General features: G+C 37.1%; 22 protein-coding genes, 1 tRNA gene and 1 pseudogene. 21 read left to right on the top strand and 3 right to left on the bottom strand.

Going from position 1 to position 24,369, the window contains the following annotated elements:
• Nucleotides 1–97: 97 nt before the first annotated feature.
• The 6 genes from typA to VTHSUH11_RS00980 all read left to right on the top strand — a co-directional run bounded on the left by typA (nucleotide 98) and on the right by VTHSUH11_RS00980 (nucleotide 6,914).
• Nucleotides 98–1,909: a translational GTPase TypA gene (typA, locus tag VTHSUH11_RS01005; protein ID WP_105092325.1), complete on the top strand. Its 1,812-nt coding sequence runs from the start codon at nucleotides 98–100 to the stop codon at nucleotides 1,907–1,909.
• Between the two features lie 280 nt (nucleotides 1,910–2,189).
• On the top strand, nucleotides 2,190–2,909 hold the full coding sequence (locus tag VTHSUH11_RS01000; RefSeq protein WP_105092324.1) for a DUF4198 domain-containing protein: 720 nt from the start codon (nucleotides 2,190–2,192) through the stop codon (nucleotides 2,907–2,909).
• 147 nt (nucleotides 2,910–3,056) lie between these two features.
• Nucleotides 3,057–5,303: an autotransporter family protein gene (locus tag VTHSUH11_RS00995; RefSeq protein WP_105092323.1), complete on the top strand. Its 2,247-nt coding sequence runs from the start codon at nucleotides 3,057–3,059 to the stop codon at nucleotides 5,301–5,303.
• Nucleotides 5,304–5,590: 287 nt separating this feature from the next.
• A complete protein-coding gene (locus VTHSUH11_RS00990) occupies nucleotides 5,591–6,226 on the top strand; it encodes a flavodoxin family protein (RefSeq protein ID WP_105092322.1) in 636 nt (211 codons plus the stop codon).
• 36 nt (nucleotides 6,227–6,262) lie between these two features.
• Entirely contained in the window at nucleotides 6,263–6,721 is a 459-nt protein-coding gene (locus tag VTHSUH11_RS00985; protein WP_105092321.1) for a low molecular weight protein-tyrosine-phosphatase, read from the top strand.
• Nucleotides 6,722–6,839: 118 nt separating this feature from the next.
• Nucleotides 6,840–6,914: transfer RNA gene (locus VTHSUH11_RS00980), tRNA-Arg, on the top strand.
• Nucleotides 6,915–6,961: 47 nt separating this feature from the next.
• On the opposite strand, the gene VTHSUH11_RS00975 is transcribed toward VTHSUH11_RS00980, so the two are convergent.
• The gene (locus tag VTHSUH11_RS00975) at nucleotides 6,962–7,378 is read right to left on the bottom strand and encodes a hypothetical protein (protein WP_105092320.1); all 417 of its coding nucleotides are present in this window, start codon (nucleotides 7,376–7,378) and stop codon (nucleotides 6,962–6,964) included.
• A 113-nt stretch (nucleotides 7,379–7,491) separates the two neighbouring features.
• Between VTHSUH11_RS00975 and VTHSUH11_RS00970 the strand changes: the two genes are divergently transcribed.
• The 5 genes from VTHSUH11_RS00970 to VTHSUH11_RS00950 all read left to right on the top strand — a co-directional run bounded on the left by VTHSUH11_RS00970 (nucleotide 7,492) and on the right by VTHSUH11_RS00950 (nucleotide 12,052).
• Nucleotides 7,492–8,343 carry a hypothetical protein gene (locus tag VTHSUH11_RS00970; RefSeq protein ID WP_105092319.1) on the top strand — a complete coding sequence of 284 codons (852 nt, stop codon included), beginning with the start codon at nucleotides 7,492–7,494 and terminating at the stop codon, nucleotides 8,341–8,343.
• Between the two features lie 117 nt (nucleotides 8,344–8,460).
• Nucleotides 8,461–9,180, top strand: coding sequence for a LemA family protein (locus VTHSUH11_RS00965; protein WP_105092318.1), 720 nt, complete (start codon nucleotides 8,461–8,463; stop codon nucleotides 9,178–9,180).
• A 186-nt stretch (nucleotides 9,181–9,366) separates the two neighbouring features.
• Nucleotides 9,367–10,683 (top strand): RNA-binding domain-containing protein, encoded by a 1,317-nt coding sequence (locus VTHSUH11_RS00960; RefSeq protein ID WP_105092317.1) that lies wholly within the window; start codon nucleotides 9,367–9,369, stop codon nucleotides 10,681–10,683.
• 208 nt (nucleotides 10,684–10,891) lie between these two features.
• A complete protein-coding gene (locus tag VTHSUH11_RS00955) occupies nucleotides 10,892–11,710 on the top strand; it encodes a class I SAM-dependent methyltransferase (RefSeq protein ID WP_105092316.1) in 819 nt (272 codons plus the stop codon).
• Nucleotides 11,711–11,719: 9 nt separating this feature from the next.
• Nucleotides 11,720–12,052 (top strand): nitrous oxide-stimulated promoter family protein, encoded by a 333-nt coding sequence (locus VTHSUH11_RS00950; RefSeq protein ID WP_105092315.1) that lies wholly within the window; start codon nucleotides 11,720–11,722, stop codon nucleotides 12,050–12,052.
• A 50-nt stretch (nucleotides 12,053–12,102) separates the two neighbouring features.
• Here VTHSUH11_RS00950 and VTHSUH11_RS00945 read toward each other — a convergent pair whose 3' ends face one another.
• On the bottom strand, nucleotides 12,103–14,010 hold the full coding sequence (locus tag VTHSUH11_RS00945) for a hypothetical protein (RefSeq protein ID WP_105092314.1): 1,908 nt from the start codon (nucleotides 14,008–14,010) through the stop codon (nucleotides 12,103–12,105).
• 90 nt (nucleotides 14,011–14,100) lie between these two features.
• A complete protein-coding gene (locus VTHSUH11_RS00940) occupies nucleotides 14,101–14,379 on the bottom strand; it encodes a thioredoxin domain-containing protein (protein WP_059363669.1) in 279 nt (92 codons plus the stop codon).
• A 183-nt stretch (nucleotides 14,380–14,562) separates the two neighbouring features.
• On the opposite strand from VTHSUH11_RS00940, the gene ilvB reads away from it, so the two are divergent.
• The 10 genes and pseudogenes from ilvB to VTHSUH11_RS00885 all read left to right on the top strand — a co-directional run bounded on the left by ilvB (nucleotide 14,563) and on the right by VTHSUH11_RS00885 (nucleotide 24,361).
• Entirely contained in the window at nucleotides 14,563–16,290 is a 1,728-nt protein-coding gene (ilvB, locus tag VTHSUH11_RS00935) for a biosynthetic-type acetolactate synthase large subunit (RefSeq protein ID WP_105092313.1), read from the top strand.
• An 8-nt stretch (nucleotides 16,291–16,298) separates the two neighbouring features.
• Nucleotides 16,299–16,812 (top strand): annotated as a pseudogene (ilvN, locus tag VTHSUH11_RS09660) (acetolactate synthase small subunit).
• A 144-nt stretch (nucleotides 16,813–16,956) separates the two neighbouring features.
• On the top strand, nucleotides 16,957–17,544 hold the full coding sequence (locus tag VTHSUH11_RS00925; protein WP_105092312.1) for a beta-class carbonic anhydrase: 588 nt from the start codon (nucleotides 16,957–16,959) through the stop codon (nucleotides 17,542–17,544).
• A gap of 31 nt (nucleotides 17,545–17,575) precedes the next feature.
• The gene (locus VTHSUH11_RS00920; RefSeq protein WP_105092311.1) at nucleotides 17,576–18,040 is read left to right on the top strand and encodes a hypothetical protein; all 465 of its coding nucleotides are present in this window, start codon (nucleotides 17,576–17,578) and stop codon (nucleotides 18,038–18,040) included.
• A gap of 497 nt (nucleotides 18,041–18,537) precedes the next feature.
• On the top strand, nucleotides 18,538–19,722 hold the full coding sequence (locus VTHSUH11_RS00910; protein WP_105092310.1) for a M20 metallopeptidase family protein: 1,185 nt from the start codon (nucleotides 18,538–18,540) through the stop codon (nucleotides 19,720–19,722).
• Nucleotides 19,723–19,827: 105 nt separating this feature from the next.
• A complete protein-coding gene (argF, locus tag VTHSUH11_RS00905; protein ID WP_105092309.1) occupies nucleotides 19,828–20,838 on the top strand; it encodes an ornithine carbamoyltransferase in 1,011 nt (336 codons plus the stop codon).
• Between the two features lie 107 nt (nucleotides 20,839–20,945).
• Nucleotides 20,946–21,896: an N-acetyl-gamma-glutamyl-phosphate reductase gene (argC, locus tag VTHSUH11_RS00900; RefSeq protein WP_105092308.1), complete on the top strand. Its 951-nt coding sequence runs from the start codon at nucleotides 20,946–20,948 to the stop codon at nucleotides 21,894–21,896.
• Nucleotides 21,893–22,750 (top strand): acetylglutamate kinase, encoded by an 858-nt coding sequence (gene argB, locus VTHSUH11_RS00895; RefSeq protein WP_105092307.1) that lies wholly within the window; start codon nucleotides 21,893–21,895, stop codon nucleotides 22,748–22,750. Before argC ends, argB begins: the two co-directional genes overlap by 4 nt.
• 88 nt (nucleotides 22,751–22,838) lie before the next feature.
• Entirely contained in the window at nucleotides 22,839–24,026 is a 1,188-nt protein-coding gene (locus VTHSUH11_RS00890) for an aspartate aminotransferase family protein (protein WP_105092306.1), read from the top strand.
• 152 nt (nucleotides 24,027–24,178) lie between these two features.
• Nucleotides 24,179–24,361, top strand: coding sequence for a hypothetical protein (locus VTHSUH11_RS00885; RefSeq protein WP_105092305.1), 183 nt, complete (start codon nucleotides 24,179–24,181; stop codon nucleotides 24,359–24,361).
• Nucleotides 24,362–24,369: the final 8 nt, after the last annotated feature.

Raw genomic sequence — 24,369 nt, 5'->3', positions numbered from 1 at the left:
AATTAAGTGTTGCCAATTTTGGGAATATACCTATATAGCGACTTTCACAAGCGTTATATGATATAGAATATACTAAAGGAATTAAAGGGAGGATCTTATGATTCGCGAAAATCTTCGTAATGTAGCGATTATCGCCCACGTTGACCATGGTAAAACTACTTTGGTGGACGCATTATTAAAACAAAGCCATGTGTTTCGTGAAAATGAAAAGGTAGCAGAACGCGTAATGGACTCCAATGATTTGGAACGTGAACGTGGTATTACTATCTTGTCTAAAAACACTGCAGTTATGCATGATGGCATCAAAATCAACATCGTTGATACACCAGGCCATGCTGACTTCGGCGGTGAAGTAGAACGTGTACTTAACATGGTTGACGGCGTATTGCTTCTCGTAGACGCTTACGAAGGTCCAATGCCTCAAACTAAATATGTTTTGCGTAAAGCATTAGAACAAAAATTGAAACCAATCGTTGTTATCAACAAAATTGACCGTCCTGACCAACGTGTTAAAGAGGTTGAAGACGAAGTTCTTGAATTGTTCATGGAACTTGAAGCTGATGATGACCAACTCGATTTCCCTGTAGTATACGCATCTGCTCGTGCTGGTGTGGCTAAAACTAACTGGGATGACGAAGCGGTGAACATGGAACCATTGTTCCAAACATTGATTGACGAAATTCCTGCACCACAAGGTGATATGGAAGGTCCTCTTCAATTCATGATCACTACACTTGATTACGATAACTTCATAGGTAAAATCGCAGTAGGCCGTATCGTTCGCGGTAAAATGAAACCTAACCAACAAGTAGCTATCATGACTGGTGAAAGCACTCGTAAAGCGAAAATCGGTCGTGTATATACATACAATGGCTTGAACCGTGTTGAAACTGAGGAAGCTGAAATGGGTGATATCATTGCGTTCGCTGGTATCGACGATATCAATATCGGCGAAACTGTAGCAGATGCTGAAAATCCTGAAGCATTACCATCCATCTCCATCGACGAACCAACATTGTCCATGGTATTCTCTGTAAACAACTCTCCATTCGCAGGTCGCGAAGGTGAATTCGTTACATCCCGTCACTTACGTGATCGTTTGTTCCGCGAAGTTGAAACTAACGTTTCTATGAAGGTAGAAGAAACTGATTCTGCAGATGCTTTCAAAGTATCTGGTCGTGGCGAATTGCACTTGGCGGTGTTGATTGAAACAATGCGTCGTGAAGGTTATGAATTACAAGTAGGTAAACCTCGCGTAATCTTTAAAACTATTAACGATAAATTGTGTGAACCATTAGAAGCATTGACTATCGACGTACCACAAGAATTCATGGGTACAGTAATGGAAAACCTTGGTCAACGTAAAGCTGAATTGACTAACATGGTTGAATTAGCTGGTTACCTTCGTATGGAATTCGTAATTCCTGCACGTGGTTTGATCGGTTTCCGCGCACAATTCTTAACAGCTACAAAAGGTAATGGTATTATGAACCATGTATTCCATGGCTATGCACCATACAAAGGAGAAATTCCTTCCCGTACGCGCGGTGCCTTGGTAGCCTTTGAAAATGGCGAAACTACTCCATATGGTTTGAACTCTGTGCAAGACCGTGGTACATTGTTCGTTGGTCCTAACCAAGATGTGTATGCAGGTCAAGTTATCGGTGAAAATACTCGTGAACTTGATATGGATGTTAACCCATGTAAGAAAAAACATGTTACTAACATGCGTTCTAGCTCCTCTGATGAAGCAGTTCGCTTGACGCCACCTCGTATCTTCTCCTTGGAACAAGCTCTTGAGTGGATCAACGATGACGAACTTGTTGAAGTAACACCTGAAAGCATTCGTATGCGTAAAACAATCCTTGATCGTACTGCACGTGCGAAAGCTGCAAAAAATAAAAAATAATATGTATACAAGATAAATATGACGACGCTCTTAAGTAGGGCGTCGTTTTTGTTATGTATATATACATATAAATTCTACATAAGATATTCCTATTTATTATATCCATATGAAAATAAGATGATAAAATTATCAGTTATGTATGATTGATATAGTAATAGCCGAATATATAAAATTCGCATAATACTCGTGGTTATAGGGGTATCGGTATATACGAATCATCTAGAACGCTGTATAATAATGTCAAGTTTGTTGATATAAATTATTGATTATGGAGGTTCTTATGAATAAGAAATTATTAGCATCCTTATTTGCTGTAGGTTTAGCTGCAGGCTGTGTATGCTCTTCTGTTGATGCACATGGCGTGTTCTTTGCTAACCGTTTAGATGAAAAAGCGCTAGTACTTGGCGAAGGCCCTGTAGATGATGCTTATAGCCCAGAAATGGTAAAAAGCATCATTGGTTTAGATAACAATGGCATGGTAATTCCTGTACAAGTTATTAAACATGAAAAAAATGTAGTAGTTGTACCAAATGATAAATTGGGTATTACAGTAACTGACTTTGACTATGGTTATTGGACCAAAGATAAAGATGGCAAAACTGTACATAAACCAATTACAGAAGTTCCAGGCGCTACAAAAAGTACACATGCTATCAAATACGATGTTCACTACTGGAACGCTGATGCAAAACCATTAAACAATAAAGAAGCTTTTATTCAAATCATCCCTTCTGTTAATCCGTTGACCCTCAGAAAAGGTGATACTTATGAAATCCAAGTATTAAAAGAAGGCAAACCATATGCTAATGCTCCACTTATTAAGGACGTAATCAACGATCTTACTAATGAAAGCCAAGCTGATGCAAACGGTAAAGCAACTGTTACAGTAAGTGCTAATGGCCTTAACGTAGTAGGTGTTGAAGTAGGCTTCCCAACTCAAACTAAAGGTGAACAAAATAAATACTTCAGCGCATTGTCCTTTATTATTGATCCTGAATAATCATTGATTTATAAATTCACAGTGTATGTGAATAAAAAAGACCTCCTAAGTTGGACTTAGGGGGTCTTTCTAGGTTTTTGTGTATAATGGTTTGAACGCGTTTCGTGAGAGAACCGTGTTTATAGATAAGAAAGAAGAGAGATTTTTATGAAACTACCACGTCATATAGCTGCAGTGATGGCTGTATTAGTATTAACTGGAATGTCCTATTCTGCATCGGCTACTGAAATCAATGTGTCTAGTGATAAAGCAGAAGAACTGCTCGGTTTAACAATGGGCTCACCTGTACAAACAACACCTGAAGTTAAACATATTACGGATACGTTAACGGTTAATGTACATGGAAAAAGCTTAACCGATGCAGGTAAAAGTAAAAATGTAACAGGTATCTATAATGGATTTGGTTCACAACTAACGGTAGATAAAGATCTTGTTGTACGGTTAAAGAATGATGCACCAGCAGCCAAAAGAGATCTTGGTCACTATTATATGAGTGCTGTTTATGCTGGTTACGGCGGTAAGGTGCCACGTCTTAGCAAGGATAATCCTGATCGAGATTTTGGGGATACCAATATTCACGTTAAAGGTAATGTAGATATCGATGCTATCGGCTCTGGTTTACAAGTCAATCAACGAGGTCATATCCTTGTTGATGGAGGCGGTAAGATTATCACTCATCCTGTAGAAACATCTGATACCTATTCTGTAGTAGCCGAAGAAGGTGATGTATACGTGAATGCAGGTTCTGATGGTAAACAGCCTGGTTCTAAGGACTTAGTTGCCGTTGGTAATGTGGGCTTAATCGACAAGGATTATGGGCGCGATCCAAATCATAATGAAAGCCCTACTAATATAGCGTTAGCTTTCACAACATCTAACTCTAGCCTTAGTGGTGCTATTTTGAATGAATATGCTGAAAGTAATAAAAATCCGCATAATTCCGGTGCTGATATTTACCTACAAAATGGGGCTACTTGGAATAATGAATGGCTTGGCATGGAACGACCTACTCCTAAAAAAGAACGTCCTTCTGGGGATAATGCGGCGTATCTATATAAGGGGAGTAAGGTGCGTAATCTCGTAGGTGGTGCAAATCCAACTGCGGCAGGTATTATCCATCCTATTGATGCACGTCCTATTACGATTCAAAATTATAGCGGTTTTGTGAAAGCGGACTACAAGGCTGGTGTGCCAGCTAGTGAAGAAGGCAAGGGGCAAATCATTATACAACACGCGGCAGATAACAGCCATGTAACTGTACAAGGGGATAGTGCTAAGAACTTGACTGATGATGCAAGTTACCGCGCTGAAATGCAATCATTGGCCAACAAATTACAATATACTGGCAATGATAAGAAACTAGCCACCGCAGTTCAAATCAATGAAGGCGTGACACGCCCTGCAGCTGTTGCAGAACTTGGTACAGATGCATTTGATGCACAAGGTAATCTTGTTGTAGGTAATACAGCGATTGTTAAACATAATGGTGAATCTTCGTTGGTAAGTGGTACAAAATCCGCGCTAGCATCTACTGCCATGGCTTGGCGTAATAATACAAATGATTTACAACGCCGCTTAGGCGACCTTCGTTTAGCTAATACAGATCAAGGTGTATGGGCTAAATATATTGGTGGTAAATCAAAGATTACAGATGGTGCTGATGCTCGTATGACCTATAATGGCGTTCAAGTTGGTTATGACCATAAGGTATCGAATGGCTGGATCTTTGGTGGTGCTCTAGATTACAGTACATCTAGCAATTCTTACGCCGTTGGCAGTGGTGATGGTAAAATTGGAGGCCTTGCGTTATATGGCACAAAACAACATGATGATGGTCGCTATCTAGACATCATCGCTCGTGGAAACCGTTTGTCCAATAATTACAAACTTTATTCGGTAGGCGGTCAACGTGTGAACGGTGATTACCACACATTTGGTACATCCTTGAGCGCCGAATACGGTAAGCGCATTAAGAAACAAAATGGCTTCTACATCGACCCTAGCGTAGAATTCATCGTAGGTCGTTTGAATGGCGTATCCTATGATGCCAATATTGCTGGAGGTGGCTCTATGCATGTGAATGCAGACGGCATTAACTCCGCCGTTGGTCGATTAGGCTTTGGCATTGGTAAAGAAACAGAAAAATCCAATATCTTTGCAAAACTTGCATTGGCTCATGAATTCTCTGGTAAGATGAATACAACCTATTCTGCACCAGGTAATCCAACAGTAAAAACTGAACTAGATTTGAAAGATACTTGGCTAGATGCCGAAATTGGCGGTTCCTGGAGCGTTCGTCCTAGCACATATTTATATGGTACATTCACTAAAAACTTTGGTGCTACTATAGATAATACATGGCGTATCGATGCGGGGGTACGACATAATTTCTAATTGAATAATACATTACTTAATTATTTTGTAGTTTAAAGCCAGAGGCTGTAACAAAACAGCCTCTTAATACTAAAAAGCTATCAGTTGATTTTATATCATTAACTAATAGCTTTTGTTATTCCTTCTTTAATTCTGAAAAGAGGGTTCGGGCATCTTTTCCGTTATTATGTCATAATTAGTATGTTACAGCAAGAAAATCTATTAATTTAACAAATTCATTTTTCTATGCTAATATATAAAAACTAGAGCTTATACAACTTCTTAAGTAAGAATGAGGAGAATAGAATATGAAAGTTTTGATTGTAAATGGTAGTAGCCATGTAAACGGTACAACAATGCAAGCTATACAAGAGGTACAAAAGGTATTTAGTGATGCTAATGTAGATACAGAGGTCATTCAACTTGGTAATAAGCCAATTCGAGACTGTATTCAATGTGGCTATTGTTTTGAGCATGGCGAATGTGTATTTAAGGATGATGATGTAAATGCCTTCGTAGAAAAAGCGAAAGATGCAGATGGTTTTATCTTTGCCACACCTGTATACTATGCACATCCTAGTGGACGTGTTTTATCCTTCTTAGATCGCGTATTCTATAGTGCAGAAAGCGTAAAGCCAAATCCATTTGCCTTTAAACCTGGTGCATCTATTGCTGTAGCTCGTCGTGGTGGTACAACCGCATCCTTTGATGTGCTTAATAAATATTTTGGTATTTCTCAAATGCCAATTGCAGGCTCTACGTATTGGAATATTAGCCACGGCCTAGTAGCAGAGGATGCGAAGCAAGATGAAGAAGGCATGCAAACCATGCGTAACTTGGCAAGAAATATGATTTGGATGATGCGTAGCTTTGCTGTAGCTAAAGAGCAAGGTGTACCATATCCAGACACAGAGAAAAACGTATCTACGAACTTTGTACGTTAATACCTCAGTGATTGGTTAGATACTATAGGAGTTATGATGGTTAAAATTTTATTCATTTGTCATGGTAATATTTGTCGTTCTACGATGGCAGAGTTTTATATGAAGCATATCGTTAACGAGGCAGGTTTGACTGATTCTATTTATATCGAATCTGCTGCTACATCTCGTGAGGAGATAGGAAATGATACCCATTATGGGACTAAACAAAAATTAGATGAAATGGGTATTCCTTATACTCGTCGTAAGGCTCGCCAAGTGACTGTAGATGATTACCATACATTTGATTACCTCATCATCATGGATGAAAATAATGCACGAAACTTACGTCGTATTATCGGTGATGATGTGGATCATAAGGTGCATAAGGCTATGACCTTTGTTGGTGAAAGCCGAGATGTAAAGGATCCTTGGTATACGGGAAACTTTGACGAAACCTATGATGATGTCAGTCGTAGCTGTGATGCACTCCTACAGGTCATTCAAAAGAATATATAGTATAATACGCCTCTAGTATTAGTTTATGATTAGCTAATACTAGAGGCGCATTCTATATGCTTATATACTTTGTACTATCGAAGCATGCTGTAATATGGTATAATTCTTTAGTACACATGCGCCTATAGCTCAGGGGATAGAGCGCCGGTCTCCGGAACCGGGTGCGCAGGTTCGAATCCTGCTAGGCGCACCAATAGAAAACGGCTTCTCGAAATTTTGAGAAGCCGTTTTTATATGTTACTATCTATATTTATTACATTGAATTCCTCTAGATCTAAATTCCTTCATGAGTAGGTCTATTGATTTATCAATGGTTTCTTCATTAGTTATATATACCATTTTTTTGTAATAGACAGTACCATCAAATTCTATCCAACGACTTGTTTTACCATTTATTTTGCAAATCTTCATTCTTCCGGCCCAGCTACCCATGCTGCGGAATTTTTTCCCTTTAGAGAAACGCACCTCTCGAATATCTTTTAATTTATAGGTTCTTCTTACTAATCCAATGCCTATAGAGACTTGATCATCTGTAAAATAAAGAAGTTTATAACGTTCTTCAGGAGGCATAGCTCTAATAATAGATAGATTATAAGTCGCAAATGTGACAGCAATAGCGACTAATACAAACATTAGGATTATCATATATTTTTCCATACTTTTAAGTCCTCCTTCTCTATATTATAATAAATATAAGTAATGTATGAAATAATTATTATAGTAAGTCAACGTTGATGTATTATTTACATTTATTAATAGGAGAGATATAAATGGACACACATGCACGAACCGCAAAATGGAGCAAAGGCATACCTGAGATGGATGTATTGTCCTTGGCGGAGCAGGAAATGGTTTGTAATAAGGTGGCTAAACAATTATTCGCTATCTGTGTTACTGTAGTTACTTTAATACTGATTGCTATTATAGCTGGTATGTTTGAAAGTCCATGGCTTTTAGATTATATGACGGATACGGCGAATACAATAAATCAAAATCTAAGTACTGCTCATTCGCAAGCAGGGCGAGCAGGTGGTACAATGGCTAGTTTGCCCCGCATGATACCAGTATTAGCGGCTATGTTGATCCCTACAATGGTGGTGTTCTATATTATTAAAAAGCCTTTGCTTAAAAGGGAAACCAGAAAATTAGTAGAAAAGAAATTAGCGGATACTCCTAGTACTTATGATGTACTGACCTCGGTGTATTGGGCTTTTTCTAATCAAGAGTATGTGAGTAATGATGCTTTCACCTTGGATATCATTAATTATATCGAGGATAATAAAGCTAATTGGAATCCGAAGGGCATCGCTATTAATAGTCGTAAGGTATGCATCGTTTATGAAGCTTTTATTACAGGTTCTGAACAGGTACGAAGTAATGAGCATATTGTTGATATAACTGATTTAGATGAAGAAAACCGTATTGATGGTGTATTTCAAACTGATATTAAAGCGTATCTAACTGCAGATAATGGAAAATACTTTACCAATGTAGAGTTATTAAGGAAGATTCACAATCAACTCGCTTATAAAGATTTAGGTAATAATGAATCTTTTGAGGGCTTAGAATATGTTGATACTGATGGCGGAACTTTAGTATATCGGCTTATGACAGGTTCATAAAATGTATTCTATAGTTTGCACTTCATGAATGAAACTTCATATCAGTCATATATTTGATGTGGTATAATATTGTAAAATTTATTCATTATAGTTTTATAAGAATGGAGAGAGTATTAAATGAGTTCATTAATATTTATACTAATATTGGCCCTCGCAGTGTTCTTTATTAAGCAATATAATTCTTTACAAAGCTTAACTGTGGAAATTAAAGAAGCACGCGCCAATATTATCGTAGCTTACGAGAAAAAGGTAGCCATTGTAAATCAATTTGCCGGTTTAGTTGATAAATACGGTGATTATGAAAAAAATATTCAATTGAAAGTATCTGATAATTTCGTGGAAATGGCTCGTGAAACAGCAAAAGCAGTTCAGAACATTACGGCTTTAGCCAATCAATTCCCAGAGTTAAAAGCAGATACTCAATATGGTAAATTTTTAGAAGCGATTAGTGAAAATGAAACTTTCATTTCTAATAAACGGGAAATCTATAACTTCCAAGTTAAAGAGTACAATAGTGCTATCGCTCAAATTCCAATGGTGTTTGTAGCAGCTATGTTAGGCTTTAAACAAGCTCCTTTCTTTGATCCTAAGAATGAAGCAGCCCTTGCTGAATTCAGCGGTGCAGATCCAGAAGCTATTAAAAATTTAGCGAAAGAAGGTACTGATAAACTTAGAGATACATTTGATAAGAAAACTAACGCTCCTAAACAACAAGAACCAGCTGAACAACCAGAAAAACCAGCTAGCGTGGAAGAATTAGAACAACAAGTTTTAAAACAAAATGAGCTTAGTAAATCTGTAGATACAGAAGAAACTAAGCAAGATGATAAAAAATAAATTATCTAACTATAAGGGACTATACCTTATGCAAATATATTGCATGTGGGTATAGTCCCTTTTAATGATTATTGGAAAATAATGAAATATATTGTTTTCTAATCATTAAAATAGTATAATATGATTAGATTAGATTAGATTAGATTAGATTAGATTAGATTAGATTAGATTAGAAAGGAGGTTTATATGTATAAAGAATCGGAAATAATAGAGTTGAAAAGAGAATATACAGAGGATATTCGAAAGGAAATCATCGCCTTTGCCAATACTAATGGCGGTACTATTTATGTAGGTGTTGATGATAATGGCGATGTTATAGGCGTAGAGGATTGTGATGCACTTATGTTAAAAATAGGTAATTCACTACGAGACTCTATTAAGCCAGATATTACTGCGTTTATTCACTATGACAATTTAGTAGAACATGATAGAAATATATTAAAAATTACAGTTCAACGTGGTACATTAAGACCGTATTACATTCATAGTAAGGGTTTAAAGCCTAGTGGTGTATATGTGCGACAAGGTTTCGCTTCTGTGCCAGCTAGTGACATGTTAATTAAGGATATGATTCGCGATACTGACGGAGATAGTTACGAAAGCATTAGATCCTTACAACAAAAATTAACATTTAAACGGTTAAAACGTGAATTTGATGGTAAATCAATAGCTTTTAATGATCCGCAAAAAAGAACCTTAGGCATTACTGAATTTGATGATATTTATACCAATCTGGGGTTACTATTGTCTGATCAATGTCCTCATGAGTTGAAAATTGCAGTATTTCAGGGAGCCGATGGATATATTTTTAGAGATAGGCGTGAAATCAGAGGGGCCTTATTAGATCAATTATATGAAGCGTACGAGTATATAGATAATCGAAATGCAGTTAAAGCCACTATTGAAGGGCTTCATAGAAAGGATAAACGAGACTATCCACAGATTGCTATTCGTGAAGCATTATTAAATATGCTAGTTCATAGAGATTATTCGTATATGGCTAGTCCAACCATAGGCATATATGATAATCGTATTGAGTTTACATCGCTTGGTGGTTTGCCACCTAGAACTAGTTTAGACGATATTTTATTAGATGGGTTTTCATTGTGCCGGAATCCCAAATTAGCTAATGTATTTTATCGGTTAGAATTAATTGAAGCCTATGGGACAGGCTTACAAAAAATTATGGATGCCTATAAAAATAAAACAGTTAAACCTCAAATTATTGTGACTACTAATGCATTTAAATTAATATTACCAAATTGCAATATCGATGAGCCTATATCTGAACATAATGTACCTAAAATTAGCTATCAGCAAGAAGAGCAGATCATTAATCTAGTTCGTGATTGTGGAAGCATCAAACGGAGTGATGTTGATACAGAATTAAAAGTAGCACAGGCCACGAGCGGTAGAGTATTACGACGATTAGTGGAGAAGGGGCGACTTAAACAGATTGGCAAGGGACGTTCTATACGATATATTTTATCAGATATAATGTAAATATATAGAATAGGATATTCGATACTTTAGATAATATATGTAAATGTGACTATAGTAACACAAAATTTATTGAGAATAATATACAATAAAAATATATAGTATCCATATCATAATCTAAACCGGCCCATTTTGAAATAATGAGGCTATATGGATATTGTGTTAACTATATTTATTTTAGTATACAAATTATCATAGTAGAGGATATATAATGAACAATACAATACGAGAAGTATCTGTTGATCTCGAGGATTGGCGTGATGAACAGGATGCGTGGAACAATCGGTCTACATTTTTTGTGGAATTACATAACCGCGAGGATCGTAAGGCCCAAGTAACTAATTTTATTTCATTTGTAAAGGAAGAAAATCTATTACCACTCGCAGGGGCTAGTGTCCTTGATGTGGGCTGTGGCGTATGTGATTATGCGCTTGGTTTAGCACGAGAGGGTTATAAGGCGACAGGCATTGATTTGTCTGATGGCATGATTCGAGGAGCTAAACAATTAGCTGATAGAGAAGGGCTAGATGTGAGCCTATATATTGCTCCTTGGTCTGATGAAACAAGAATCAAACTAAAATGGGATAAAACCTTTGATTTTGCATATAGCTTTTTCTGCCCTGTCATGTATGATGTAGACAATATTCGTGCTATGCATGACACGAGTCGAAATACTTGTTTGTGGGTAGCTTTCAGCGAGCGACACGATGAAATCGTTGATATGCTGTCAGATCATTTTTTTGGTCGAGATGCATTCCCTTGGCATGATAAAATGGAGGAATCCTTAGCCGCTATTCACGAGATGGGGCATAATGTGAAAGTCACTTATAAAATAGTGCCTGAAACTGAGGTGATGAGCCTCGATAAGGCTGTTGAGTACTTTACAATGCGTCTCCATAATAATGGATGGGGTACTATGGATGCGATGAAAGAAGAAATTAGAAACCTAATTGAGCCATTAGCTGTGAATGGTGAAATTACAAATTGTACGGTAGATAAAGTAGCTTGGGTTACGTGGTGTGTACAATAGGAGACATATATGACAGTTGATGAAAAGCGCAAGTTAGAATTAAAAACTATGTACCAAATTGTTGGCATCTATTGTCATGACAAGCATCATACGCCCAAAGGAAAACTCTGTGAAGATTGTGAACAGGTATGGCAGTATGCGCAACATCGCATCGATGTATGCCCACATATGGCGCATAAGACATTTTGTAGTGTGTGCAAAACGCATTGCTATGCACCTATATACCGTGAAAAAGTTCGAGAAATCATGCGCTATGGTGGTCCGCGGATGCTACTACATTCTCCAATTCAGGTTATTCGTCATATGTATTTAGAATGGAAAGATAAAAAAGGGACTCCGTAGAGTCCTTTTTATTTATAAAGCTATAAATTACTTATAAAAAATCTAGGAAACTAATTAGTAGTATGGTATGATTTTTTATTTGCAAATTCATCATATATTTTTAATGCGATAAAACAATGAATCATTAATAATAAGTAATAATCATATGAGTGCATGTCCTTATTTATAGATTGTGTTCCATGGATGTATTTATTTCTTAAGTCATAGCCATTAGAGAATTGTTTTTTATTCATTATGAAGTTTAAGTAATCAACTTCAGAATCGGAAAATAAACTATTTTTATAATCAAGATGTACATTAAGACTATTAAGATACTTTTGATAAACTTTATTACAAATACAATCGTTTTCATAAAAGTCATTTAATGCTTTTATAATTAATCTATTTGGTATAAGTTGATTTTTTGAATTTAATATTATTATTTGTTGATGATGTAATTTTTTTATTATATTTTGTTGTATGTCATCAAAATCTGATAAAAATAAGTCCGAGTTTTTATCGAGAAGTTTTATTATAAAGGTTTCATTAATATTTATTAATTTGGGGATTAGGTTTAATTCACTTTGATCAGAAAAGAGCCAATGCATAGAATTGCAATACTTTGTATCTGTTATATAAGCATATTTGTTTTTATCATATGATTTAAGTTCTGAAAAAAGTAAGGGTTTAGAGTTAATTTCTAATAAATCTCTATCAATTTCATTGTTTTCAAAATATAATTTGTACTGTTTTAGAATGCTGTCAATTTCACTACAGAGATTTCTACATTTTTCTAAAAAAGTACTATTATTTGTACTAGAATTAAAGGTAAAATTATAAATATTGAATTCTTCTGCAAGATATTTTGTATAAAACCATTCTAATAAATCTTCAATTCTCTTATTTTGTACTAGGAGGGCTCGATTATAATTAGTTATAAATAGATGTACAAGGTCTTCTTGAATTCTTGAATTTAAAGATTGAAAATAATCATTGATACCTAAAGGTTTCTCAAAAATTTCTTCAAGTGTTGTAGCGTGAGTTTTATGTGCTATAAATTTAGCTCGATAGTTTATATCACATATAAAGTGAAAAATAAATAAGTTTGCAAATAAGTAATTATTCTGATTGTTTTCATCAATCCAACTTTTGTCGAGTATAATTGTTAGATTAGGCGGCTGAAAATTTATTTCAATTAGTTTGTTTGTATTTTTAAATACTATTTTCATATTACTAATTATTGAGGAGTTTATGGATAATATTTTTGACTCGATTTGTTTTCGACACCTTTTTGCTTTTACTTTCATTTTATCTGGAATTATAAGATTGTTATTAGTTGAATTTTCTATTAGCCTTAGATATTGTGGACTGATATTATTGCTCGATAACTGTTTATTAATAAACCATAATATCATTTTTGCTGTAAGCTCTTTTGGTAAACTAAATTTTTTAGTTGATTCTTTATTATAGGTAAAGTAGTAATCTAAAATAAATAAAATACTATAATTATTTTTTACAATATAGCATGTAATCTCTCTCGAATATGTACTTACTATTTGTGGATGCTTTAAAATTGTTATTAAACTTGGTGTAAGCTTATTCAAAAGGAGCTTTATTATTTTATTATTGATTGAGTAATATAATTTTGTATTATTAAAAAGTTGCCAAAAGTCCTCTTGGTATTCTTGCAGTGGAATGTTATGAGAGCATATAATATTATCATTAGTTAAATTTGAAAAGTATATATTACAAAGTTTAATATATGTTTTGGCAATATAGGAATAGTGATGATATGGTGCTTTGAGTTTTGCTTTTGTTAAGAGTAAATATACATTATATGCTGCTAATACTAAATTTATATTGTTAAAGTTAGGGCTTTCTCCATACTGTTCAACGAACTTTATAGCTCTTTCAATCATGTATCCATATGCTAAATCAGAACTATCATAATATTTGATTTTTTCGACTGAAGTTTCCATAAAATTATCCCCTGAATTTTATACAATAAAATTGTTTTTGTAGAGCTAAAAAAGGCACGCAGAGATAAAAATATCTCTGCGTGCCTACTTTTATGCAATTGCTTTGTCAAATACAGCTTTGATGTATGCTTTTGTTTGGTCGTAGCTTTCACCAGGTTGAGCCTCATATTGTTTATCAAGGTCGAACCAAAGATTTGGATAATATTCATATGGATGTGTTTTGAATAATTCAGCCGCATCTTGATCCTCAACCCAGTTGATTTTGATATCCGCGTAAGCTGGGTTTTCAGCTTGTAATTCTTCAATAGCACGGAATGCATTGTGGCAGTATGGGCAGCCATTTAAATGGAAACCTAAAATTTCTTTCATAGTATTCAGTCCTTTCAGAAATATGTATAAACTTAGTAATTTATGGTATTATTTCATACTCACATTATGTAAGATATGATATATTTAAAAGTATATCACAAACAATAATAATATTCAATTTTTTAGATATAAGACCTATTATATTATCGTTAGGTTGTTATAGACGTATATAGGAGGTTGACTATGATTTCAGGTGCCGCATATGTGGTGAAAGCATTGCAAGAGGAGAAGGTTGAGTTTTTATTCAACTATCCAGGGGCAGCTACCATCGATATTATGGATGAGTTATATAAACAAGATCAGGTGAAGGTTATTTTGCCTCGTCACGAACAAGCATTGGCACATGCTGCCGATGGATATGCACGTAGTACAGGCAAGGTCGGTGTTTGCATGGTTACGTCTGGACCAGGTGCGACGAATCTTGTTACAGGTATTGCTACGGCTTATTCAGATAGTGTGCCTATGGTGTGTATTACAGGACAAGTGGATTTATCTTTGATGGGCAATGATGCGTTTCAAGAGGTGGACACTGTTGGTATCGTTCGCAACGTTTGTAAATATGCCATTACCGTTCGTGATCGCAAGGATTTAGGACGAATTCTGAAAGAAGCCTTTTACATTGCTCGCACAGGCCGTCCAGGTCCTGTTATAGTAGATATTCCAAAGAATATTCAAAAAGCGATGGGCATAGAGGTATATCCAACAGAGGTAAATATTCGCGGATATAAGCCAAACACAACCGTACATATTGGGCAAGTCAAAAAGGCGTGCTCTATTATTTCTAAGGCAAAACGACCTTTGTTTTTACTTGGTGGGGGCATTAGCATTAGTGGTGCCAATGATCTTATGACTCAACTGGTGGATAAAACGGGGATTCCCGTGGTAACCACCTTGATGGGTAAAGGCGCCATTAGCTCGTGTCATCCATTGTACTTAGGCAATGTAGGCATTCATGGTGGCTATGCTCCAAATGTAGCGCTTACCGATTGCGATGTTATGATTTCTATCGGCACTCGTTTTAATGACCGCATTACCGGTAAACTGAGCACCTTTGCACAAAACTGTAAAATTGTACATATCGATGTAGATGCAGCATCTATTTCTAAAAATATTAAGGTAGATATTCCAATCGTAGCAGATGCAAAGTTGGCAATTGAGGCTTTATTAGAATACATGGAGCCTCATGATTTAGGAGAATGGCCTACTCAATTGCAACAATTGAAAGTCGATCATCCTATTACGCAAGCTGATGAAGATGGTTTAACACCAGAAGCCATCATTCAATATATCAATGACCACTATGAGCGACCTATCGTGACAACCGATGTGGGGCAAAACCAATTGTGGACCACACAATTCTTAGAAATTGAAGGTAACCATCAATTGTTGACCTCTGGAGGATTGGGTACGATGGGCTATGGATTCCCAGCCGCTATTGGTGCTAAATTTGGCAATCCTCATACGCCTGTTTTTGCTATCTGTGGCGATGGTGGGGTGCAAATGAATATTCAAGAATTTGCAACAGCTATGCACTATCACTTGCCGGTGACCTTGGTTGTCATTAATAATGGCTATCTTGGCAATGTCCGTCAGTGGCAACAACTCTTTTATGACAAACGCTATGCATGTACGAATCTGTTGATGGATGAAAGCGCCATCGTCACACGTGATTTGATTGACAAGGGCGAATTTGAATATGTACCAGATTTTGTAAAATTAGCAGAAGCTTATGGTGCACAAGGTGTTCGTGTTACAAAGGACGAAGAATTAAGAGCTGCCTTTACAAAAGCAGATGCTTTCAAAAAAGGCCCTACACTCATTGAATGTATCATTCCAACTGAGGTAAATGTTTTGCCGATGGTACCGACAGGCAAATCATTGAGCGATATGTTATTAAAGGATAAAAAATAGGAGGGGCTATGGAATTACATTTAGAAAAACGTTGTATTTCAGCATATGTAGAAAACCAAATCGGCGTATTGGCAAAGATTTCCGGCCTCTTCGCTGGTAAAAACTATAACCTTGACACCTTAACTGTAGGGGAAACAGAAGACCCTACCATGTCGCGTATGACCATTGAACTTACCTGCGATGATTTAACATACGAGCAAATCATCAAGCAACTTAACCGTAGTGTTGAGGTCATTAAGGTTATCGACTTTACAGATATGCCCATTACAAAAAAAAGAATTACTATTCATCAAGATTAATAGCTGCAAAGAAGCAGATAAACAAGAAATCTTTCGCATTGCGGAAACCTTTAATCTTGAAGTGATTGATTACAATCGTAAATCCGTACTCGTGCAATGCGTAAAAACAGTATCTAAGAACAATGACATGATTGCTTTATTTAAAGATATGTTCGTTAATCGCATCGAAGTTGTCCGTGGTGGCAGTGTCGCAATTGAGGCATTGGCGACTCCGGATAGATAGTTTTAGTAGATGTAAAAAGAGAGTACATACTAGCACAGCGACTTTAGTAGGTCGAGGACCTAGGCCGAAGACCGTTAAGCTAGCTGGAGCGAGCAAGTATGTACTCTCTTTTGGCAACGTAGAAAATAGCTAATAGGAGGAACTATGAGTTTATTAGATGACATTTTAGCCCACAATCGTGAGTATGTAGAGGATCAGAATACGGGTTATGTAGAGACGGATACTAAATGCAGTAAGATGCCGAGTCGTGAGATGGCTATCGTTACATGTATGGATACGCGTCTTGTTAATTTCTTAGAAGACTCTATGGATATTGGCCGCGGTGAGGCGAAAATTGTTAAGACTGCAGGTAACTGTATTACAGGTCCTTTTGATGGTATCGTACGTAGTTTGCTCGTATGTATTTATGAACTAGGGGTTAATGAAATCTTTATCATTGGTCACCACGAATGTGGCATGGCGAAAACAACGGCTAAAAATTTAACAGAAAAAATGTTAGCTCGTGGTATTGCACCAGAAGCGATTCACATGGTGAGAAAAGAAATGGAACGCTGGGCAGATGGTTTTACACATCCTGCTGAAAATGTAGAGGAAACCGTGGACGAATTGCGTATGAATCCGTTGATTCCAAAAGACGTGCCTGTTCATGGCCTTATTTTCCACCCTAGAACAGGTGAAATCGAAGTCATCGTTAACGGCTATACACAAATGAAACAATATTACGAAAAATAGTAGGTAAATTCTTTAATAGAGGTATTGTGAATTGAGCCATATAGATAAATTAGATACGTTTGAAGTAGCATGTAAGCATTTTCTCGGAGACTTTTCAAATTTTAAAAATCTCATTTCCACCCAAGTTCAATCCTTAGATGGTCTAGAATGGTCTTTTGATAAAGGTTCTACTAAGGTTTGTAGTGCTGATGAAAAGGGTTTGAAGAAACGCTGCAAAGTTGGGGTAGCATATAGACTACAGGTTGAGCTATCTCAAGTTGATGCAGAAACTATTTGGACGGAATTTAGTCGATTCTGGGGTGCTACTACTTTAAATCAGCTTGAAAGAGTATATAGCAATGAGGAATTAGGGCGCTATCGATTTATAGCAAATAATTCTATAGGTGATGAGATTACTTGTGATATCTATTTACCTAATGAATGGAACATACCGCAATTAAATATGTTGGGATGTATTTCTGCTAGATATAGAAAAGTAGATATTCAAGAAGTATAGAAAACTCTGATTTGACTTAAAGTTAAGTTTAAGTTTTATAATATATTCATATTAGTACTTAATACATATTTACATAAAGGAACTATATGAATAAAAGTAAACTATTAAAAACAACTGTAGCTATTGTAGCTTTGGCTGCATTAGTTACAGGGGGCTATGTATATAAAGCCGCTATATACGATAAATTGTAGCACAAGATAACAGTACGAGTCGTACCATTATGTGGCAATCGGATGGTACACAATTAGATGAGTCTGTGTTAGAAAAATAAAGAAAAGACACCTTTGATTAATCTGCCAAGAATTTCTTGGATAGAGATAATTTAGAGGTGTCTTTTTTGTATGATAAAAAATAATGCTTAACATGATAAATAAAAATACAAATAATATGTATAAATACTTGAATATAATGGTAGATAGTATTATAATACGCACATAGATTATAAATATACACAAAACATGCATATAAAATGCATAAAGCATAAAGGAGATATGGCCATGCACACATTAGAAAGCTTAATAAAACAATATGCTTCACAATATTTAGAACAAGTTGTGGCATGGCGTCGACATATTCATAGTCATCCAGAATTATCAGGAGAGGAACAAGAAACATCTTTATACATTCAAAAGATTCTTGGAGAATTGGGAATTCCCTATGTGAATGATGTTTCAGATTATGCAGTTATCGGTGAAATACAGGGCGCTCATACAGGCCCTGTTATTGCGTTACGGGCCGATATTGATGCATTGCCAATCCATGAAGCTACGGGCTTACCATTCGCCTCTCAAAATGAAGGTGTTATGCACGCCTGTGGTCATGATAGTCATATAGCGATTTTACTTGGTACTGCTGCTATTTTGCAATCAATAAAGGACCAATTGCACGGCACAGTAAAGCTCGTATTTCAACCCTCTGAAGAGGAGGCTTTATTTCCCGGTGCTCAAGGCATTGTAGATAGTGGTATCCTCAATGATGTTGATGAAATCTATGGACTCCATGTATGGCCACAACTACCTGTAGGAACGGTAGGACTCAAAAAAGGTCATCTCATGGCGGCATCAGATCATTTTCTTGTTCATATTCAAGGCAAATCTACCCATGGCGCAGAGCCTCACAATGGTATCGATGCCATCGTGGCAGCTGCTAATTGGATTGTAAATGTAGAATCTATGGTGGCTCGTGAAACGAATCCGATGGAAAACCTCGTGTGCACCATCGGTGTTATCAACGGTGGCGACCGATACAATGTGGGCTGTGGCGACGTGTACCTAGAGGGGACTTGCCGTACCTATGAACCAGAAAAACGGGATTATATTGAACGCCGTTTAGGTGAAAGCTTACAAGCCTTAGACCTAATGTTTAAAACAAAGAGTTCCTTAGACTATAAACGTGGTCATGGGGCAACTACAAATAATCCAGAGGCTATCGATTATGCCACATCTATTGTAGAAAAATATCTCGGTAAAGACGCAGTAGTACATCCAGAACATCCGTCTATGGCGGCAGAAGATTTTTCTGCATACCTACAACATATAAAAGGTGCATTCCTTTGGTTGGGCACTGGCTTTGAGGGGAATCCTGCACTTCATAATGCATGCTTTACCATCGATGAAAGTATCTTAGAATCAGGTATTACCATGATGGCTGCCATTGCTGCCGAATATTTACAACCGAAATAATAACTTTCACAGAGAATAATAAAATTTGAAATAGCAATACATATAGAAATTATCACTAAAATTAGAAATACCTACGTATACACCGTATAGATTGAAGGAGTTATCATGAAAAGTTTACATAATAAATCATTTAAAACCATGCTAGATTATACACCAGAAGAAATTAAATACTACTTAGAGTTAGCAGCCAAATTAAAAGCGGATAAGAAAGCTGGTAAAGAAATTAAGACCATGTTAGGCAAAAATTTTGTGCTTATCTTTGAAAAGGATTCTACGAGAACGCGTTGTGCCTTTGAAGTCGGTGCGGCCGACCAAGGGGCTCATACAACATACCTTGGTCCTACAGGTTCTCAAATGAATAAAAAAGAATCCTTAAAGGACACAGCTCGTGTTCTTGGTTCCATGTATGATGCCATCGAATTCCGTGGCTTTGACCAAGAAGATGTGGACACATTGGAACAATATTCCGGCGTGCCTGTATGGAACGGCCTAACAGATATGGATCATCCTACACAAACATTGGCAAACTTCCTTACATTACAAGAAAATATCGACAAACCATTGAACGAAATTTCCTATGCCTATGTAGGCCATGGTCAATCCAATATGTGTAATGCCTTAATGAGTGGTGCCGTAAAAATGGGCATGGATTTCCGTCTCATTGGTCCTAAACAATACTGGCCAGCAGGTCCATTCTACGAAGAATGTTTAAAGGTAGCGAAGGAAACAGGCGCTACCATTGCATGCACAGATAATGTAGCAGACGGTGTGAAAGGTCTTGATGTAATTTACACCGGCGTATGGGTAACGATGGGTGATACCTACGATATGTGGGAGGAACGGATTAATACATTTAAACCTTTCCAAGTGAATGCGGACATGATAGCTTTAACAGGCAATCCGAATACTAAATTCTGCCACTGCTTACCAGCATTCCACAATACAGAAACACAAGTTGGTAAAGATATTTTTGAACGGTTTGGCATGAATGGTATCGAAGTAACAGAGGACGTATTTGAAGGTCCTAATTCCTTAGCATTTGAGGAAGCAGAAAATCGTTTGCATACTATAAAAGCAGTTATGGTTGCTACCTTTGGCGACTATCCAATGGAGTAATAGGCTGTAATCTATAGTGAACCATATTTGCTAACAGATGAGACTAAAATGATAAATCATGATGCACGATGAATGGTTGCATCAGTTAGAAGTAAAGAAGGTATAATATGAATCCCTATAAAGTATTTATCGTAGGCCATGAGGGCACTACGGGGCTTAGAATTCACGAACGGCTGTTGGATAGGAAGGATATTACATTATTATCCATTTCCGATGAGGACCGTAAGAATATAGATGTTATCGCTAGCATCGCAAAGGACGCGGATATCGTGTTCTTGTGCTTGCCTGATGCGGCATCCAAAGAGGTGGTTGCTGCCATCGGTAATTATCCTTGCAAAATCATCGATACATCCACAGCATTTAGAACGGCTGATGATTGGGCTTATGGATTTCCTGAGCTTGGTGAAAGCTATAAAAACGATATTAAAACGAAACAACATATCGCAAATCCTGGCTGTCATGCAAGCGGTATGATTGCTTGTATTGCCCCTCTTGTGAAAGCTGGCATTACTCCAGTAGATTATCCTTTTACCATTACATCCCTTACCGGTTATAGCGGAGGTGGTAAAAAGATGATCGGTCAATACGAATCGGAGCCAAAGGATTATTTCCTTTACGCACCACGTCAATATGGCCTTAGTCAACAGCATAAACATTTGCCAGAAGTAACCCATGTATGTGGCCTTACAGAAGCGCCAATATTCATGCCTATCGTAGATGATTACTATAGCGGCATGGAGGTGAGCGTTGGATTACATACACGTTTATTATCTAAACCAGTTACCATCGAAGATGTACATGCGGCCTTAGTAGAGTTTTACAAGGATAGCACTGTCGTTACGGTAGCACCTCTTAATGTAAAAGAAGATAATGCAGCATTTTTAAATGCTAACAAACTTAGCAATACGGATGGCATGGTCATATCTGTTACTGGCAATAATGAACGCATGGTGGTTCACGCCATTTTTGATAATTTAGGTAAAGGCGCTTCTGGTGCAGCTGTACAATGTATGAATATTGCACTTGGATTGCCAGAAGAAACGGGGCTTTCACTATGAATACTGTAACAAATGCGATGCGGGCGCATATTTTAACGGCGGCCGTACCGTATATCAAACAATATACAGATAAATATGTAGTCGTAAAATATGGCGGTAATGCTATGACGGATCCGGAACTCAAAAAATCCGTTATGAACGATTTGCTTCTATTACAATTAGTAGGGGTGAAAGTAGTCCTTGTCCACGGTGGCGGCCCAGATATTAATAGCACCTTGGCGGCCATGAACATTGAATCGAAATTCAACAATGGATTGCGCGTTACTGATAAAGAAACGATGAATGTAGTACAAATGGTGCTAGCTGGTAAGGTCAATAAAGGCCTTGTGGCAGACCTCATCGGCTTTGGTGGCCGTGCCGTTGGCCTATGTGGCGTTGACGGTGAAATGATTCAAGTACACAAGAAAAATGAGGAACTTGGCTATGTTGGTGAAGTGGATACAATCGATCCAAAGGTAATTGATGATGTCATCAGCAAAGGCTATATTCCGGTTATTTCATCCATCGGTTGTGATGCGGAGGGCAATGTATATAATGTCAATGCCGATACGGCAGCCGCTAAAATTGCGGGTGCTCTCCAGGCTGAAACGATGGTAACTATGACTAATATAGATGGCGTATTGCGAGATGTACATGATCCAAATTCTCTGATTCCTAAAATCACCATGGCTGAAGCAGAGCAATTAAAGGCTGAGGGTATCATCGCCGGTGGTATGATACCAAAGGTAGATTGTTGTTTAGAGGCAATCAACGCAGGGGCTCAAAAGGTATTTATCATCAATGGTGAAATACCTCATGCAATCCTTATCGAATTATTAACCGATGAAGGCCTGGGCACAATGTTTGTAAAGTAATATAGTGAATATAATGATGTAATCATCAATTCCTATCGTTATATTGTAGATATATATACGGCAATAGGCCGTACGTTTGGAGGATATGATGAGTAAGACACAAGATTTTGAAAAACAAGATAAAGAATATATAGCCAATACGTATGGCCGTTTTAATGTTTGCTTTGAAAAAGGTAAAGGCTCCTTATTGTGGGATGTAGAGGGCAAGGAATATATTGACCTTGGTTCTGGTATTGGCGTTACTGCCTTTGGTGTAGATGACGATGAATGGTCCAAAGCGGTTATCGAACAAACCCATGCGTTGAACCATATTTCTAATCTCTATTATTCGGTACCACAAATTAAATTGGCAGAATTATTATGTAAAAAAACAGGCATGAAAAAGGTGTTTTTCTGTAATTCTGGTGCAGAATCTAACGAATGCTCTATCAAGGCAGCGCGGAAGTATAGCCATGACAAATATGGCGAGGGCCGTAATGTCATCGTGACCCTTGTTAACAGCTTTCATGGCCGTACGGTAACAACCTTGTCCGCTACGGGGCAGGACGTATTCCATCAACATTTCTTCCCGTTCACAGAAGGCTTTATTCACACGCCTGCTAATGATATTGATGCGGCTTTGAAAGTCCTTGCTAATCCTGCGGTATGCGCTATCATGATGGAACCCATCCAAGGTGAAGGTGGCGTTATGCCTCTAGATAAGGAATTCGTTCAAGCCGTTACCAAATATGCACATGAACACGATCAACTCGTGCTTATTGACGAAGTACAAACAGGTAATGGCCGGACTGGTAGCCTGTATGCATACGAACAATTTGGTATCGAACCAGATATCGTATCTACCGCTAAGGGCTTAGCTGGTGGTTTACCTATGGGGGCAACCTTGTTCAATGAAAAAACACAATACGTTCTAACTGCTGGTGCTCATGCGACCACATTCGGTGGGAACCCAATCTGTGCTGCTGCAGGATGTACTATCATCGAACGGTTGACACCAGAATTCTTGGCGACTGTGAAAGCTAAAGGTGATTATGTAAAACATGCCTTAGAAGGTAAAACAGGCGTAGTTAGTGTGAGCGGTATGGGCCTCATGATTGGTATTGAAACGACAGTTGATCCAAAAGAGGTTATCGCTAAATGTTTAGAAAAAGGCGTAGTATGCTTATCTGCTAAAAACAAGGTTCGTTTATTGCCAGCCCTTAATATTCCACAAGAACAACTAGAAAAAGCAATTACCATCTTGGCGGATGTGATTGGGGAATTAGCTAGTGAATAAAGCGGTTAGTAGCTATCGATTTTACAATATATAAAATCAATTTAGTCAACCATGAAAATTTGTAAATATATAGAAAAAGTCCGATGAATATATAGACTTTATACTTTATTCGTGATAACCTAGAATAAATAGTCTATATTGGAGGAGTAATTATGAATACAGAATCCTTACGTAATGATGTATTGGTGCCAGCAGTTGCTAAAACATTAGACATTGCAGCAAAGGCTAAACCGACAAAAGATGAACTCTGCACAACTGCAAAAATTACAGCAGCTGTAGCAGTAGTAACAGCTGTTGTATCCTTAGGGGTACAAGCATTCTTGCGCAATCGATAAGAAACATA

It is taken from the genome of Veillonella tobetsuensis, assembly GCF_002959935.1.
Lineage (GTDB): Bacteria > Bacillota > Negativicutes > Veillonellales > Veillonellaceae > Veillonella > Veillonella tobetsuensis.
This window is presented reverse-complemented; position numbering and strand designations above follow the sequence as displayed.

Bases quoted from the DNA above. Each gene is read 5' to 3' on its own strand.
- VTHSUH11_RS00955 (WP_105092316.1), top strand. From the start codon at position 10,892: ATGAACAATACAATACGAGAAGTATCTGTTGATCTCGAGGATTGGCGT.
- argB (WP_105092307.1), top strand. From the start codon at position 21,893: ATGAATACTGTAACAAATGCGATGCGGGCGCATATTTTAACGGCGGCC.
- ilvB (WP_105092313.1), top strand. From the start codon at position 14,563: ATGATTTCAGGTGCCGCATATGTGGTGAAAGCATTGCAAGAGGAGAAG.
- VTHSUH11_RS00995 (WP_105092323.1), top strand. From the start codon at position 3,057: ATGAAACTACCACGTCATATAGCTGCAGTGATGGCTGTATTAGTATTA.
- VTHSUH11_RS00975 (WP_105092320.1), bottom strand. From the start codon at position 7,378: ATGGAAAAATATATGATAATCCTAATGTTTGTATTAGTCGCTATTGCT.
- typA (WP_105092325.1), top strand. From the start codon at position 98: ATGATTCGCGAAAATCTTCGTAATGTAGCGATTATCGCCCACGTTGAC.
- VTHSUH11_RS00890 (WP_105092306.1), top strand. From the start codon at position 22,839: ATGAGTAAGACACAAGATTTTGAAAAACAAGATAAAGAATATATAGCC.
- VTHSUH11_RS00925 (WP_105092312.1), top strand. From the start codon at position 16,957: ATGAGTTTATTAGATGACATTTTAGCCCACAATCGTGAGTATGTAGAG.
- argC (WP_105092308.1), top strand. From the start codon at position 20,946: ATGAATCCCTATAAAGTATTTATCGTAGGCCATGAGGGCACTACGGGG.
- VTHSUH11_RS00945 (WP_105092314.1), bottom strand. From the start codon at position 14,010: ATGGAAACTTCAGTCGAAAAAATCAAATATTATGATAGTTCTGATTTA.
- argF (WP_105092309.1), top strand. From the start codon at position 19,828: ATGAAAAGTTTACATAATAAATCATTTAAAACCATGCTAGATTATACA.
- VTHSUH11_RS00940 (WP_059363669.1), bottom strand. From the start codon at position 14,379: ATGAAAGAAATTTTAGGTTTCCATTTAAATGGCTGCCCATACTGCCAC.
- VTHSUH11_RS00965 (WP_105092318.1), top strand. From the start codon at position 8,461: ATGAGTTCATTAATATTTATACTAATATTGGCCCTCGCAGTGTTCTTT.
- VTHSUH11_RS00985 (WP_105092321.1), top strand. From the start codon at position 6,263: ATGGTTAAAATTTTATTCATTTGTCATGGTAATATTTGTCGTTCTACG.
- VTHSUH11_RS00990 (WP_105092322.1), top strand. From the start codon at position 5,591: ATGAAAGTTTTGATTGTAAATGGTAGTAGCCATGTAAACGGTACAACA.
- VTHSUH11_RS00885 (WP_105092305.1), top strand. From the start codon at position 24,179: ATGAATACAGAATCCTTACGTAATGATGTATTGGTGCCAGCAGTTGCT.
- VTHSUH11_RS00960 (WP_105092317.1), top strand. From the start codon at position 9,367: ATGTATAAAGAATCGGAAATAATAGAGTTGAAAAGAGAATATACAGAG.
- VTHSUH11_RS01000 (WP_105092324.1), top strand. From the start codon at position 2,190: ATGAATAAGAAATTATTAGCATCCTTATTTGCTGTAGGTTTAGCTGCA.
- VTHSUH11_RS00950 (WP_105092315.1), top strand. From the start codon at position 11,720: ATGACAGTTGATGAAAAGCGCAAGTTAGAATTAAAAACTATGTACCAA.
- VTHSUH11_RS00910 (WP_105092310.1), top strand. From the start codon at position 18,538: ATGCACACATTAGAAAGCTTAATAAAACAATATGCTTCACAATATTTA.
- VTHSUH11_RS00970 (WP_105092319.1), top strand. From the start codon at position 7,492: ATGGACACACATGCACGAACCGCAAAATGGAGCAAAGGCATACCTGAG.